The organism is Roseibium aggregatum (assembly GCF_014692675.1).
Classification (GTDB): domain Bacteria; phylum Pseudomonadota; class Alphaproteobacteria; order Rhizobiales; family Stappiaceae; genus Roseibium; species Roseibium aggregatum_C.
The window spans coordinates 1-14,862 of sequence record NZ_JABFCZ010000015.1 but is presented as its reverse complement, the minus strand read 5'-3'; the positions used below and the strand labels follow the sequence as shown (position 1 = coordinate 14,862).

14 protein-coding genes and 1 other RNA gene are annotated in these 14,862 nt (G+C 61.9%); 10 read left to right on the top strand and 5 right to left on the bottom strand.

The window, feature by feature from the left end; genetic code table 11:
• Window positions 1–107: 107 nt before the first annotated feature.
• Both HK439_RS14230 and HK439_RS14225 read left to right on the top strand, forming a co-directional pair.
• Window positions 108–1,523, top strand: a complete 1,416-nt coding sequence (locus HK439_RS14230) for an FAD-binding oxidoreductase (RefSeq protein ID WP_190292184.1) — start codon at window positions 108–110, stop codon at window positions 1,521–1,523.
• 61 nt (window positions 1,524–1,584) lie between these two features.
• Window positions 1,585–5,517: an AsmA family protein gene (locus tag HK439_RS14225; RefSeq protein WP_268956907.1), complete on the top strand. Its 3,933-nt coding sequence runs from the start codon at window positions 1,585–1,587 to the stop codon at window positions 5,515–5,517.
• On the opposite strand, the gene HK439_RS14220 is transcribed toward HK439_RS14225, so the two are convergent.
• The 4 genes from HK439_RS14220 to ssrA all read right to left on the bottom strand — a co-directional run bounded on the left by HK439_RS14220 (window position 5,514) and on the right by ssrA (window position 7,060).
• On the bottom strand, window positions 5,514–5,735 hold the full coding sequence (locus HK439_RS14220; protein ID WP_190292183.1) for a ribbon-helix-helix domain-containing protein: 222 nt from the start codon (window positions 5,733–5,735) through the stop codon (window positions 5,514–5,516). The two genes, HK439_RS14225 and HK439_RS14220, sit on opposite strands and share 4 nt — an antisense overlap.
• An 11-nt stretch (window positions 5,736–5,746) precedes the next feature.
• Window positions 5,747–5,968 (bottom strand): DUF4169 family protein, encoded by a 222-nt coding sequence (locus tag HK439_RS14215; protein ID WP_190292182.1) that lies wholly within the window; start codon window positions 5,966–5,968, stop codon window positions 5,747–5,749.
• An 18-nt stretch (window positions 5,969–5,986) separates the two neighbouring features.
• Entirely contained in the window at window positions 5,987–6,565 is a 579-nt protein-coding gene (locus HK439_RS14210) for an SspB family protein (RefSeq protein WP_190292181.1), read from the bottom strand.
• Window positions 6,566–6,689: 124 nt separating this feature from the next.
• Window positions 6,690–7,060: a transfer-messenger RNA gene (gene ssrA / locus HK439_RS14205) on the bottom strand.
• 162 nt (window positions 7,061–7,222) lie between these two features.
• Here ssrA and HK439_RS14200 point away from each other — a divergent pair.
• The gene (locus HK439_RS14200; RefSeq protein ID WP_190292180.1) at window positions 7,223–8,017 is read left to right on the top strand and encodes a thymidylate synthase; all 795 of its coding nucleotides are present in this window, start codon (window positions 7,223–7,225) and stop codon (window positions 8,015–8,017) included.
• Between the two features lie 39 nt (window positions 8,018–8,056).
• Here HK439_RS14200 and HK439_RS14195 read toward each other — a convergent pair whose 3' ends face one another.
• On the bottom strand, window positions 8,057–8,398 hold the full coding sequence (locus HK439_RS14195; RefSeq protein WP_190292179.1) for a TfoX/Sxy family protein: 342 nt from the start codon (window positions 8,396–8,398) through the stop codon (window positions 8,057–8,059).
• A gap of 123 nt (window positions 8,399–8,521) precedes the next feature.
• On the opposite strand from HK439_RS14195, the gene HK439_RS14190 reads away from it, so the two are divergent.
• From HK439_RS14190 to HK439_RS14160, 7 genes are all read left to right on the top strand, one after another.
• Entirely contained in the window at window positions 8,522–9,034 is a 513-nt protein-coding gene (locus HK439_RS14190) for a dihydrofolate reductase (RefSeq protein WP_190292178.1), read from the top strand.
• A 96-nt stretch (window positions 9,035–9,130) separates the two neighbouring features.
• On the top strand, window positions 9,131–9,976 hold the full coding sequence (locus tag HK439_RS14185) for a universal stress protein (protein WP_190292177.1): 846 nt from the start codon (window positions 9,131–9,133) through the stop codon (window positions 9,974–9,976).
• Window positions 9,977–9,985: 9 nt separating this feature from the next.
• Window positions 9,986–10,465 carry a GNAT family N-acetyltransferase gene (locus HK439_RS14180; protein WP_190292176.1) on the top strand — a complete coding sequence of 160 codons (480 nt, stop codon included), beginning with the start codon at window positions 9,986–9,988 and terminating at the stop codon, window positions 10,463–10,465.
• A gap of 294 nt (window positions 10,466–10,759) precedes the next feature.
• The gene (gene hflK / locus HK439_RS14175) at window positions 10,760–11,956 is read left to right on the top strand and encodes an FtsH protease activity modulator HflK (protein WP_190292175.1); all 1,197 of its coding nucleotides are present in this window, start codon (window positions 10,760–10,762) and stop codon (window positions 11,954–11,956) included.
• Complete coding sequence (gene hflC, locus HK439_RS14170; RefSeq protein WP_190292174.1) at window positions 11,956–12,849, top strand: protease modulator HflC; 894 nt, start codon at window positions 11,956–11,958, stop codon at window positions 12,847–12,849. Before hflK ends, hflC begins: the two co-directional genes overlap by 1 nt.
• Window positions 12,846–13,031 carry a DUF2065 domain-containing protein gene (locus HK439_RS14165; RefSeq protein WP_190292173.1) on the top strand — a complete coding sequence of 62 codons (186 nt, stop codon included), beginning with the start codon at window positions 12,846–12,848 and terminating at the stop codon, window positions 13,029–13,031. The genes hflC and HK439_RS14165 overlap by 4 nt, the downstream gene beginning before the upstream one ends.
• A gap of 103 nt (window positions 13,032–13,134) precedes the next feature.
• Entirely contained in the window at window positions 13,135–14,622 is a 1,488-nt protein-coding gene (locus HK439_RS14160) for a DegQ family serine endoprotease (protein ID WP_190292172.1), read from the top strand.
• The last annotated feature ends 240 nt before the right edge of the window (window positions 14,623–14,862 follow it).

Below are 14,862 nucleotides of genomic sequence, written 5' to 3'. Positions count from 1 at the left end.
AAGCGTGCTTGACTTTCACCTTCGGAAACTGGCCTAACATATTCTCAAGCGAAAGCGGAAACGCTGTCCGGTAGAACCAGATAAAATAAGATAAGGGAAGTCGAACCATGTCCTTGGCCGCTCTGCAGGTTCCCGTCGAACGCAACGAGGCGAGCACCGCACTTGTCGTCGATATACTGACCCAGAAATTCGGTGAGCGCTGTTCCCGGTCGCAGGCCGTGCGCGAGCAGCACGGCCACACCACGACGTGGCTGCCCAATCAGGCGCCCGACGCGGTGATCTTTGCCGAAAGTACCGAAGAGGTCGCCGACGTGGTGCGGATCTGCGCGGAACACAAGGTGCCGGTCATTCCCTTCGGCACGGGCTCTTCGCTCGAAGGTCATGTCAATGCGCCGGGCGGCGGCATTTCGATCGATCTTTCCCGTATGAACCGCATCCTGGCGGTGAACGCGGAGGATCTCGACTGCCGTATCGAAGCCGGCGTCACCCGCAAGCAACTGAACAGCTACCTGCGCGACACCGGCCTGTTCTTCCCGATCGATCCGGGGGCGGACGCAAGCCTCGGCGGTATGGCGGCAACCCGGGCATCGGGCACCAATGCGGTGCGTTACGGCACCATGAAGGATGCGGTTCTGGGTCTGACGGTGGTCACCGCTTCCGGCGAGGTCATCAAGACCGGCGGCCGGGCCCGCAAGTCGTCGGCCGGCTACGACCTGACCCGGCTGATGGTCGGTTCGGAAGGCACGCTCGGCATCATCACCGAACTGACGGTCCGCCTCCACGGCCAGCCGGAGGCGATTTCCGGCGGGGTTTGCCCGTTCCCGAGCATCGAAGCGGCCTGTCAGGCGGTTATTGCGACGATCCAGTGCGGTATTCCGGTCGCCCGCATCGAGCTTCTGGACGAGCAGCAGGTGAAGGCCTGCAACATCTATTCGAAGCTGACCCTCAAGGAGACGCCGACCCTGTTCCTTGAATTCCACGGCAGTGAGGCGAGCGTGAAGGAACAGTCGGAACTGTTCGGCGCCATTGCCGAGGAATATGGCGGCGGCCCCTTCGACTGGGCGACGCGGGCGGAAGAACGCACCAACCTGTGGACGGCGCGCCATGACGCCTACTGGGCGTCCTTTACGCTGCGCCCCGGCGCCAAGGGGGTTGCGACCGATGTCTGCGTGCCGATTTCGCGCCTGGCGGAATGCGTGACCGAAACCAAGCAGGACATTGAGTCGAAGGGGTTGCTGGCGACCGTCGTCGGCCATGTCGGGGACGGCAATTTCCATGTGCTGGTGCTTGTCGACGAAGACAATGACGAAGAGGTCGGCAAGGCGGAGGCCTTCGTCGAACGTCTCAACTGGCGGGCAATCGAAATGGAAGGCACCTGTACCGGCGAACACGGGGTCGGACAGGGCAAGATGAAATACCTTCGAAAAGAGCATGGCGGCGGCGTCGATATGATGGCTGCCATCAAACGGGCACTTGATCCGGATAACATCCTGAATCCCGGCAAGATCGTACCTATGTCATGATAGACTTCCGAATCGCCGGACGCGCCGGGGTTTTTGAACCGGCAAGCAAGGAGAGCAGGGCCTGAATTCGGTTTACATCACGATTGGCGTCGCGATCATTCTGGTGCTGGTAACGGCACTGGTAGGGCCGTTTTTTGTCGATTGGACCATTTACCGCTCCACCTTCGAAAAATACGCGGAACAGGCGCTCGGGCACAAGGTCACGGTTCTGGGCGATGCGGATATCCGTCTTCTGCCGTCCCCTGCAGTGACTTTCACCGATGTGCGCGTCGGCGAAGCGGAAGATCCGCTTCTTGTCGTTTCCCGTTTCCAGATGCGCATCGAACTGCCGCCGCTCCTCAAGGGAGAGGTCCGGGTGCTCGACATGGAGCTGGACCGCCCGCATCTGACCCTGTCGCTTGACGAAAGCGGGCGCCTGGACTGGCTGACGGCGAAGACGTCCGACGGCGTTCTCGGCGAACTGCCGGCAGAGGATGTCGCTTTTGAGCGGATTTCCATCGTTGACGGGGCGGTGTCGATCATCGATGCGCGCAACGGCGAAACCCACCGGTTCGACAACGGCAATCTCCTGATCAGCGCAAGGACCCTGGCGGGACCGTTCAAGATCGACGGCAGCACCACATACGACGGCAAGCCCTACAGCCTGCGGCTTGCCACCGGCCGGAAGCTGGACGACGGATCAATCCGGGTGAAGGGGCAGGTCACGCCTTCCGCCTGGCCGATCAACCTGTCGGTCGACGGAACGCTGTCTGAAGAGAATGGCGTTCCCGGATATGAGGGAAATTTCTCGCTGGCCTCGATCCAGGACGAGGACCGGAAAGACAATGCCTGGCAGACGGACGGCGCGTTTTCGGCGAATGTGGACGGGCTGAAGGTTCCCTCTTTCGAGTTTCGCTATGGTCCGGAAGACCGGGTCCTCGGATTGGACGGAAGCGCGGAGCTTGCCTATTCCGGCAAGAGGCACTTTGAAATTCGCGGCCGCTCGAAGCAGGTCGATCTCGACCGGATCTTCGGCGGCGGCCCTCAGGCGCCGGTTTCCGTGGATGACGCGTCTTCCCGGCTGATTGCCGCCCTCAAGGCGGTTCCGATCCCGGATATGGACGGGGTGATCGCGCTCGACGTTCCGGCCATCGTCGTCGGCGGCGGGTTGGCCCAGGATGTCAAACTCGATCTTGAGACCACGCTCGGCGGATGGCGCGTCGCCAGGCTAGCCGGACGGATGCCCGGGCGGACGGTGATTGCCACGCAGGGCGATCTCGGCCTGCAGCCGGATCTCACCTACCGCGGCAGCGTGTCGATATCCTCCGAACAGCCGGGCGCCTTTGCCGCCTGGTGGCGGCAGAAAGGCAAGGGCGCCTCCACGATCCAGCCGATCTCGATGGAAGGGCGGCTCAGTCTCGTTCCCGACGGGGCCGCGCTCGACAATCTGCGCCTGAACCTGGCGGGTTCGCAAGCGACCGGCGGGCTTTCCTATCAGAAGCCGCGTTCGGGCCATGCGGTCTTTTCGCTCAGTCTTGATGCCGACAAGCTCGACATCGACCAGGTCGAGACGCTTGCCGGCCTTTTCGAACGCCCCGATGACGGGCCGAAAGACCTCGATGTCTCCTTGAGGGTGCAGGCACGCGAAGTCAGCGTGCGCGGCGTGGACGGCAAAGGCCTGTCGCTGGAAGCGGAATATTCGCAGAACGGCCTCAGGATCGACCGGCTCTATGCGGAAGACCTGGCCGGAGCCGAAGTGGATGTCAGCGGCCGTATCGACGACATCCTGTCCGCGCCGGAAGGCCGCCTGGCCGGAACACTCAATGCGACCGACCTGACCGGCATCACGGCGGTGCTGGGCAGCGTTTTGCCGGACAATGCCCTGGTCGGACGCCTCGAGCGGGCGTCCGGGCACCTGGTTCCGGCCCATTTCCAGGCAGACCTAAAAGCGTCCGCGCAGGACGGGGTCAGCCAGGTCGACTTCAAGCTGAGCGGCGATGCCGGCGGCGCCAAGACCGACTTCGACATGAATTTCAATGGTCGGGTCGATGCGTGGCATTCGGCGGAGATCGGCCTTGGCCTGAGCCTTTCCGGCCCGAGCGGAGACCAGATCCTGAGGCAACTGGGATTTGCCATTCTGCCGGTCGGCAGCCTTGGCGCCGGCGAAGTGCATCTGACAGCAATCGGCCGCCCGAAAGACGGCCTCGATGTCTCGCTAAGCGCGTCTGCCGGTAACGCGACCCTGGGGGTTGAAGGACGGGTGACGCTTCAAAAGGACAAAGAGCCGGACTACCGGCTTTCCGTCTCGGCGTCGGCGCCGGATATCGCTCCCTATGCCTTGCTGTTCGGCCGGGTGCTGCCGGTGATGGCGGGCGACATCGATGCCAGCCTTGATTTCGATGTGAGCGGAACAGGCAGCAAGATCGAGGTGTCGAAACTCAAGGGCAAGGTCGCAGGCGTGACTGTTGATGGAAATCTGGCCGGAGACCTCGAACCTGTCCAAGGTGAAACCAATCGGCGGCTGAAGGGAAGTTTGACCTTGAGCGCGCTCGACCTGAGGTTCCTGTCGGAAGCGATCCTTGGGACCGATCAGTGGTTTTCCGCCGGCGACGGTTCCAGCCTCTGGCCGAACGGGGCCTTCGGGGCGCCGCTCCTGACGCAAACGGACCTGACGCTTCAGCTTTCCACCGACCGGATGACCGTTGACTACACCGACACGATCGGGGGCGCAAAGGCGGAGCTGCGGCTGACACCGACCATGCTGCGTCTCGACGGCCTGAGCGGCACCTACGCCAACGGCAAGCTGGACGGTACGCTTGCCATTCGCCGGTCCGGGGCGGAGGGGGCGGTCTCCGGAACGATCAAGCTGACCGGGGGCTCGGTGCGCGATCTGGTCTGGACCCACAACGACCGGCCGGTGGCCTCAGGGTCGTTCGACCTCTTCCTGGAATATCAGGGCAGCGGCCGGACCATATCGGGGATCGTGTCCGGCCTGACGGGCGGCGGCACCTTCGCGGTCACCGACGGTGAACTCAGGGGTATCAATCCGCAGGCCTTTCCGCTGGTGATCCGGGCAGTCGACGCAGGGCTGGACCTGCATGACGACAAGATCCGGGAGGTCTTCCTGAACCACATGGCGGCCGGCAGCCTCGGCTTCGATCGGATCGAAGGGACGGTCTCGCTGATCGGCGGCCGGTTGAGCGCACGCAATGTGGTGGTCGATTCCAGCCGCGCGGATGTTTTCGGGTCAGCGGAAGTCAATCTGAACGACTGGACCTTGAACGGCGACTTCTCGGTCAAGGTGGATCCGGGGGAGAACGCGGTGACCGGCGCGGAGCCGCAGGTCGGCCTGGTCTTCAGCGGTCCGGTCGAAGCGCCGGTCAGAACGGTCGACATCTCTCCCTTTACCGCCTTCCTGACCCTGCGCGCCTTCGAAAAGGAAGTGCAAAGGGTTGAAAAACTGCAGGCGGAAATCCTGGAACGCGACCGCTTGCTGCGCGAAATGAAGCGGATCAAGCATGAAAGGGCGCGACGCGAGCGCGAAGCCGAGGAAGCGGCTGCGAGGGCTGCGGAAGAAGCCGAACGCGCGGCAGCCGCTGCAGCGGCGGCTGCGGCCGGAGGCGAGAAGGACAGCCCCGCTCCGAACGGGAATGCGGCCGGCGGCGGCGCGGCCGCTCCGGCGAAGGGTGGCGATACCCGGCTGCCGCAGGACCAGAGCCGGAATGACGTCACCGCTGCTCCTGAAGAAAAGCCGCGCCGTGAAGCCGGTACCGATCCGGCGGATTTTGCCAACCGCATCCGCTCCGTCATCGGTTCTCAGAACGCGCAGGGCGGCGGTCCCATGGTTCTTGAGCCCGCCGGTGCTGCGGCTCCGTCCGGAGGGCAGGCGTCAGGGGAACTGCCGCCGCTCGAGCCACCGCAGGAGATCGATGATCTTATCGCCCGCGAAATTGGAATTCCGGCGTCCGAACTGAACAGGCCGCCGGATCCTGTCATCAACGGCGGTGCAAATTAGTTTTTTGAGTCAGAAAGCACTCTGTTGAGCGCCCAGACGCGAACCGACGACGACAGGGCGTCTTCCGGGTCGCGGGTGTCATCGATCTCGGCTATGAGGGCGGCAAGCGCCATTTTCCGGGATCTGGCCGCTTCGTCCACCACGTGCCAGAATTCCGGCTCCAGCGCCAGGCTGGTGCGGTGGCCGTGCAGGGAAAGGGACCTTTTGACCAGCGGCATGCCGAGCGAGCCTAATCAGAGGAAGAGGTGGGAGTGTCCGGCGTCTCGTCGCTGGAAGCGGACAGTTTGTGGCCGTCCACGGTCTTTTCCAGGACGGTACGTTCGCGCTTCGAAGCCTGTTTTTCCGCCTTTGTCCGGCCGAATTTTACCCGGTTGTCTTCCGCCTTGGCCTCACGTTGCGAACGGGCCTTGCGTTTTCTCGCCTGGCGGAGATTGACGATCTCGGCGCTCATCAGCTTATCCGGTTGCGGTCAGGGCTTTTTCCGGAAGGCATCGAGAGAGACGACCTGACCGCTGGCATCGCCCTTGTCCTTATCGGACGCCGAGGCCTTTTCTTTGGTTCCCGTCTCGGAAGACGCGGTTTCGGCCAGCTGCTTTTCGTCGTTGCCGGCTGCGTTCTCGGCTTCTTCCTGCTCGACCCTGGCGAGTTCCTCAACCGCTTCCAGAAGTTCTTCGGGAAGCTCTTCGGCCGTCTTGCCGGGATCGAATTCGAGGGCGAATTGAACGGAGGGGTCGAAGAAGCCCTTGATGGCGGAATAGGGCACCAGGAGCTTTTCGGCGACGCCGCCGAAGGACAGTCCGACCTCGAAGGCATGCTCGCCGATGGCCAGATCCCAGAACTGGTGCTGGAGAACGATGGTCATTTCCTGGGGGTAGCGTTCTTTCAGGCGCTGGGAAATCCGCACGCCCGGCGCCCTGGTATCGAAAGCGATATAGAAGTGGTGTTCACCCGGAAGCCCTGTGCGCCCCACCTCGGCAAGGATCTTCTTCACCGCGCCGCGCAGCGCGTCCTGAATGAGGATGTCGTATCTGAGTAGGTCTTCGGACATCTTGTCTTCGTTGGCTTCCGAGTCGTCACTTGTTAGGGCTTCATGCAATTTGACGGCTGGAGCGCGAAAAGAAAAGGCCCCAATTCGTCGCCTCACGGGGTTTTTTATCGTTTGGTCGGGAGAAAGTGGAGGCTTCTGTTGCCAGGTGCCTCCGAACCCCGCCTGACGGTGCTACCCGACAGGACTTTAATGGACGACCGGTACTGCGTTACGCAGCAACAGCCATGTCCGAAGCATAGTTGTCATTTGCAACTATTAGGATGGCCCGATGTCGGTGGTACCATGCCGAGCAAAAGCACAGTCTTTACGCCCTCGTCGATCCTGTTTCGCCCCCGCCGAAACACACCGCTGAACTTTGTCCGTCCTCGATGCGCTTGGGTGGAGGCGCCGGGTACCGCCCCCGGGTCCGATAGGTTTATTGCACTGACCATTTATTGCCATAGCCGGCGAACCGGCACGCCAGATATAGGGTCTTGCGTCGGCAAATAAAAGGGGCAGTGTATTGATCTGCATAATTTCTGTCCGGCCGGTGCAATTCCTAAAGAGTGGGAAAATGGACTCACAGATTCGCGCTAAAGCTCGCGAATCTGGCACTTTGCCGGTATCTGAAAAACAGACGGATAAGGGCGAAAGCCGAAGCATCACGGGAACAGCGACTTGCAGCAATATCTCGATCTCATGCAGCTCATCCTGGACAAGGGCGTCGACCGGGGCGACCGGACGGGAACCGGCACCCGGTCCGTCTTCGGCCATCAGATGCGGTTCGACCTGTCGGAAGGGTTTCCGCTGGTCACGACCAAGAAGCTGCACCTGAAATCGATCATCCATGAACTGCTGTGGTTCCTCGCCGGCGACACCAACGTGCGCTACCTGCAGGAGCACGGCGTGAAGATCTGGGACGACTGGGCCGACGAGAACGGGGAACTGGGGCCGGTCTACGGCTACCAGTGGCGTTCCTGGCCTGCGCCGGACGGGCGCTCCATCGACCAGATTTCAAACCTGCTGCGCATGATCCGGGAGACGCCTGAATCCCGCCGCCTGATCGTGTCCGCCTGGAACCCGGCGCTGGTCGACCAGATGGCCCTGCCGCCGTGTCATTCCCTGTTCCAGTTTTATGTGGCTGAGGGAAAGCTTTCCTGCCAGCTCTACCAGCGTTCGGCGGACGTCTTCCTCGGCGTACCGTTCAACATCGCTTCCTATGCGCTCCTGACCATGATGGTCGCGCAGGTGACCGGCCTGAAGCCGGGCGACTTCGTCCACACCTTCGGCGACGCGCATCTTTATCACAACCACTTCGACCAGGCCCGGGAGCAACTGACCCGGACGCCTCGGTCGCTGCCGACCATGACGATCAACCCGGACGTGTCCGATCTCTTCGCCTTCAAATACGAGGATTTCACGCTCTCCGACTACGATCCGCATCCGCATATATCGGCACCTATTGCGGTGTAAGGGGGCGCTTTTCAAATCTGCGTTTGAGCTGTCCAGCGGCTATTTTTTCTCCTTCGCCGGCATTTCGCCCACGTAATCCATCGCAACACCGATCCAGTGTTCAAGATCCTCATCGGTGGTGAGCCCGTCCGGCCCGACGCGCAGGAAGCCGCGCATGCGCCGTTCCGACATCCGGACCTGTGTGACATGGGGCGATTTCAGGATGTCCGCCTCCCGTGCCGGATCGATCCGGATCATCAGGCCCTTCTTGCCGGCGCCGCACAGGAGATTGCCGTTCAGCATGAAGCCGATGCTGCCGAACATCGGCCTGTGGGTCACGTTTTCGTCCGGAAGGACGGCGCGGACCCGTTCCGCGAGCAGCTGCTTGTCCATGTCGGTCATCCGGGCGCTCCCTCCAGGCTGCCTTTGAACGACCATTCAACACTTAAATTGCTGGAAATGCAGTTCCGAATTGATCGGGTTGCGCGGACTGCGTAAGACCGGTGTCGAAAGAGCGGAGGAACCATGCCCCAAATCGTTCTGATCGCTGCGGTGGCCCGCAACGGCGCAATCGGCCTGGACAACGACATGCCCTGGCGGCTGCCGTCCGACCTGAAGCATTTCAAGGCAATGACCCTCGGCAAGCCGGTGGTGATGGGGCGCAAGACGTTTGAATCCCTCGGCCGGCCCCTTCCCGGGCGCCCGAATATCGTCATTTCCCGCAATGGCTTTGCTGCTGAAGGCGCGGAGGTGGTGTCTTCACTGGAAGAGGCCCTGCAAAAGGCATCGGACCTTGCCGCCGATCTCGATGTCGATGACGTCATCGTCATGGGCGGCGGGCAGATTTACGTTCAGGCCATGGCACGGGCGGACCGGCTGGAAATCACGGAAGTGCAGGCGGACCCGGACGCGGACACGCATTTTCCTGACATCGATCCGGAACAATGGCGGGAGACGGCGCGCATCAAGGGCGAGCGCGGCGAGCGCGACAGCGCGGATTTCGAATTTGTCACCTATCGCCGGAAGTCCTCCGTCTGATAAGGCTTGATCCTGATTAATGTGTGGCCGTATCTGACGGCTAGAGTGGCTTTGGACCTGTCAGGTGACAGGCCCTTGAAGATCGATGAGGCACCCATGTCCTTCAAAACCGTGCTGGCCGTCGTGGATTACAGGTCCGACCTGCGGGAAAACCTGCAGGGCGCCATTCGGATCGCAAGGTGGTTCGAGGCCCATCTGGCCGTGCTGCTGGTCGGCGAGGTGGAGCCCCTGCCGTTTTACGGCTACGGCAGCCTCGGCTACACGGAAATCTGGGTCAAGGAAGGCGAGGAACGCGCCGCGGCCCTGAAGCAGGCGGCCGAGGACGTGGAAGCCATGCTTGCCGGTGAAGGCCTGTCCTTCGACGTGCGCGCCCATCAGGCCATTGTCGCGCGGGAGGACAACCTCGTCGCCCGTCACGCGATCTATGCGGACCTGACGATCCTGCAGCGGAGCGGAAAAGACGAATTGAGCCGCGTGGAGCGGCAGGCCATTGACGGGGCCCTGTTCGATACCGGCCGGCCGCTTTTATTCCTGCCCGCCGGAGACGCGCCTGAGACCATCGGCACAAATGTGATGGTTGCCTGGAATTCCCGGGCGGAGGCGGCGGAGGCGGTGTCCGACGCTCTGCCCATTCTGCAACTGGCGGGCAAGGTCACGCTGACGGTTATCGATCCGGTGAGCGGGCCTGACGATCATGGTGAGCTGCCGGGCGCCGACATGGCGCTGGTGCTGGCCCGGCATGGAGTAACCGTCGAGGTCCGCACTGTTGCTGCCGGCAATCGCGCGGTTTCCGAAGTTCTCCAGGACGAGGCGGCGGCGCTTGGCGCGGATCTGATCGTCATGGGCGCTTACGGCCACATGCGCATGCGGGAGAACATCATCGGCGGCACGACGCGCGACATGCTGGAAGAGGCCAAAGTGCCGCTTTTCCTCGCGCATTGAAGGCAGACGATGTCGGTTGAAACGGCGGGCAGTCCCGCGAAGATCGAAGGAAAATGGTCTGCCTTTGACGCGCTCAGCGGCCGCGAGGTCCATGACCTTTTGAAACTGCGCCAGGATGTGTTCGTGGTCGAACAGGACTGCGCTTTCGGCGAGATCGACGGCAAGGACCCCGAAGCCCTGCATTATTTTCTGCTTTTGCCGTCCGGGGACATAGCAGGGGCCCTGCGTCTTTTTATCGGCAGAGGTGCGGACCGACCGTCGCGGATCGGCCGGGTGGTGATTGCGCCGGAGTGCCGGGGGCAAAAACTCGGTCAACGGCTGATGCGGGACGGCATCGAAAAGGCCCGCGCGCTTGCGCCCGGTGCTGCGATCCACCTGTCGGCGCAGGCCCACCTGGAAGGGTTTTACGGAGAACTGGGCTTCAGGACCGTTTCCGACATCTATCTGGAAGACGATATCCCGCATATCGACATGGTTCTTGCCGTTTAGGTACGATGATGCGGCCGAGCGATCGGTTTTGCGCCGTCAAACCATCCGTATTTGTTGCCTTGCGCTCTAATAGCGCACCGATGAGCCGTTATTGCCCTTGAAAGCCTTGAAAACGGCCACCAAGTGGCAACTACGGAAAAAATGGGGCGGTCCGGTGTGAAACATGCCTTTGCGTTGAAAGCGCTCGGTAACCTCCCTATAACCTGCGGTGAGTGAAAACAGGCCGAATGTAGTCCCGGGACGCCTTTGAAACGAAGGTGCAGACTCCCGGGAGCTGGGAAAAAGGAAGTCTTGATGCCTTGGAGCAATCAGTCAGGCGGCGGCGGGCCCTGGAAGGGCGGCGGCGGAAACAACGGCGGCCCATGGGGCGGTGGCGGAAACAATGGCGGTCCATGGGGCGGCGGTCCGAACCGCGGCGGAGGCGGCCAGCCGCCGGATCTTGAGGAACTCCTGAAGCGCACCCAGGACCGGATGAAGAACGTACTGCCCGGTGGTGGCGGCGGTTTCGGCGCTCTGGGTATCGCGATTGTCGTCGGCCTGGCCGTCGTCGGCTGGCTCGCGACAGGCATCTACATCGTCGACGAAGGCAAGGGTGAGGTCGGTGTCGAACTCGTCCTCGGCAAGGTGACCGACCAGACCGGCGCCGGTTTCAATTACAACTGGCCCTATCCGATCGGCGAGGTTTACAAACCGCAGGTCGAGTTGCAGCGTGAAATGACTGTCGGTGTTCAGGAAAGCGTCCGCGGCACGTCGATCAGTTCCCGGGAAGTGCCCGAGGAAAGCCTGATGCTGACCGGTGACGAAAACATCGTCGATGTCGGCTTCAAGGTGCAGTGGCGTATCAAGAACACCCGCGAGGGCATCGCCAATTACCTGTTCAACATCCAGAACCCGGAAGGCACCGTGAAGGCGGTGGCCGAGAGCGCCATGCGCGAGGTGGTCGGCCGGTCCAAGATCGACGCCATCCTGACGGAAAGCCGCGTCGAGACCGAACGTGCAGTCGACGAGCTGATGCAGAAGACGCTCGACAGTTACAAGGCCGGTATCGAGATCACCGAAGTGCAGATGCAGAAGGTGGACCCGCCGCAGCAGGTGATCGACGCGTTCCGCGATGTCCAGGCGGCCCGCGCCGACCAGGAGCGGATCCAGAACGAAGCGCAGGCCTATGCGAACAAGGTCGTCCCGGAAGCCCGCGGTGAAGCCGCGCGCGTCAAGGAAAAGGCCAACGGCTATCGGGAACAGGCCATCGCAGAGGCGACCGGTCAGTCCCAGCGTTTCGACAAGATCTACGAACAGTACAAGAAGGCGCCCGACGTGACCCGCGAACGCCTCTATCTGGAGACACTCGAAAAGGTGCTTGGTTCCAATAACAAGATCATCATCGATAACAAGGCATCCGGCGGACAGGGCGTCCTGCCCTACCTGCCGCTCAACCAGCTGCCTTCGGGCGGCACGGCACAGACCGGACGGACCACCGGAGGGACCCAGTGATGCGTAGCGGACTTCTTGGAATACTGGTCGCCGTCGTAGCGTTTCTGGCCTACCTGTCGGTGTTTGTCGTCAATCCGGCGCAACAGGCGCTGGTCCTGCAGCTCGGCCGCGTCGAGCGGGTTGTTCAGGATCCGGGCGTTCAGTTCAAATACCCGTTCATTCAGAACGTGGTCTATCTGGACAAGCGCATTCTCGATCTGAACATGCCGCCGCAGGAAGTGATCGCGTCGGACAAGAAGCGTCTCGTGGTGGATGCCTTCGCGCGCTACCGGATTTCCAATCCGGTTCTGTTCTATCAGCGCGTGAACAACATTTCCCAGGCGAACCGCCGGCTTTCGACCTTCCTGCAGTCCTCGCTGCGGTCGGAACTCGGCAGGGCGTCCTTCATCGCCGTTGTCCGCGACAACCGGGACGGGCTCATGGAGAATATCCGCAAGAACGTCAGTGCGAGCGCTGCGGACCTGGGGATCGAGGTGGTCGACGTGAAGATCCGCCGCGCGGATCTCCCCGAGGCGAACTCGCAGGCCATCTTCCGGCGGATGCAGACCGAGCGTAATCGTGAAGCCGCCGAACTGCGTGCGCAAGGTGAGGAACAGGCCCGCCGTATCCGTTCCCGTGCCGATCGTGAGGTGACGGTTGTGGTCGCGGAAGCAAAACGGGACGCAGACATCACCCGAGGTGAGGGGGATGCGGAACGGAACCAGATCTTCGCGGAAGCCTACAGCAAGGACCCGGACTTCTTCGCCTTCTACCGGTCCATGCAGGCCTATGAGGCCGGACTGCGCGAAGGGGACACCAGCCTGGTGCTGTCGCCGGATTCCAATTTCTTCCGTTATTTCAACGATCCGATGGGAGATGGTGGCAAGGAAAAACCGGCTGACGCCGGCCAATGACCGACTTCCTCACGGCCCTGGGCCTGGTGCTTGCCCTTGAGGGTACGCTCTACGCCCTGGCTCCCGGCGGAATGAAGAACGTCATGCGCACCGCGCTGAACATGTCCGACCAGAGCCTCAGGATCGCCGGACTTGCGGGACTTGCGCTCGGCGTACTGATGGTCTGGTTCATTCGCGGGTAACACAATTTTGCAGGGTGGGAGATCTTCGGGTCTCCCCCCTGTTTCATTCTCGTATATGCTTTAAGGCCTATACCGATCCGGAAAGGATGGAGGAGAAGCCCAAATGGCTCCTGGTTTCTACCAACGCAGTCTCAACACGATCAAATCCCTGGCCGCGAGCGCGGTGCTCGGTGGTCTGGTCGTTCTGCAGCCGCTGGCTGCCGTTCACGCACAGGGACCGGCTTCCGTTGCGGATCTGGCCGAAGGCCTTGCCGATGCGGTCGTCAATATTTCCACGTCCCAGACGGTCAAGGGACAGCGCACTGTTCCGCTGCCCAAGGTCCCCGAAGGGTCGCCCTTCCAGGAATTCTTCGAGGAATTCTTCAATCGCCAGAACCGCGAAGAGGACCGCCCGCGCAAGGTGCAGTCGCTCGGCTCCGGTTTCGTGATCGACGGCAAGGAAGGCATCATCATCACCAACAACCACGTCATCGAAGGTGCGGACGAAATCACCGCGAACTTCAATGACGGCACCAAGCTGAAGGCCGAACTGCTCGGAACCGACGAAAAGACCGATATCGCGGTCCTGAAGGTCAATCCGGAAAGGCCGCTGACCGATGTCAGCCTGGGCGACTCGGACAAGATCCGCGTCGGCGACTGGGTGATGGCGATCGGCAATCCCTTCGGCCTGGGCGGAACGGTGACGGTGGGGATCGTCTCGGCCCGTAACCGGGACATCAACTCCGGCCCTTACGACAACTTCATCCAGACCGATGCCTCGATCAACCGGGGCAACTCGGGCGGTCCGCTGTTCAACATGGACGGTGAAGTGATCGGCATCAACACGGCGATCATCTCGCCGTCGGGCGGATCGATCGGCATCGGCTTCGCCATTCCCTCGAAGACCGCAAAGCGCGTGATCGCCCAGTTGCGCGAGTTCGGCGAAACCCGCCGAGGCTGGCTCGGCGTCCGGATCCAGGAGGTTACCGACGAGATCGCCGACAGCCTGGACATGGATCAGGCGATGGGGGCTCTGGTTGCAGGCGTGACGGAAGGCGGTCCGGCCGAAAAGGCGCAGATCGAACCGGGCGACGTGATCCTGGAATTCGACGGCAAGCCCGTCGAACACATGCGCGAACTGCCGCGTATGGTCGCCGAAACCGAGATCGGCAAGGCTGTCGACGTGGTGGTCCTGCGTCGGGGCAAGAAGGTCGATCTGAAGGTGACACTTGGCCGGCTCGAGGAGGCCTCCGCGGAGGAAGACAAGAGCAGCGATCAGGAAAAGGACAAGCCCGCCGACAAGCCGGCCGAAACGGAAGTGCTCGGCATGATCCTTTCCGAGCTGGATGACGCCGGCCGGGAAGAGTTCAAGATCGACGCGGAAGTCGAGGGCGTGCTGGTCAAGCAGGTCGCACCGGGAAGTTCGGCGGAAGAAAAGCGCGTCCAGGCCGGTGATGTGATCAAGGAAGTGGCGCAGGAACCGGTTGCAACGCCGGCCGACGTCATCGACCAGGTCAAGAAGCTGAAGGAAGACGGGCGCCGTTCCGCATTGCTCCTTCTGTCCAATCCGAACGGCGAATTGCGCTTCGTTCCGGTGCGGATCGACGACTGAAGCAGCGACGCCAGGAATTGAAAAGGGCGCCTCAGGGCGCCCTCAGACTGCTGACAAACCCGTCGTTTTCGGCGGGTTTGTTTTTTTGGCTTTGGTTTTGTGGCGCTTGTCCGCGTTTTTGCGTTTGGTCCTTTACGCGCTGGTCTTTGTCACGCGGGAGCTTGTTTCGGAGCTTTGGTGAGTGCCATTGCGATCTTTTTGATGTTTTGGGCAGTGGCGGCGAGTAGGCACTGCACTTGT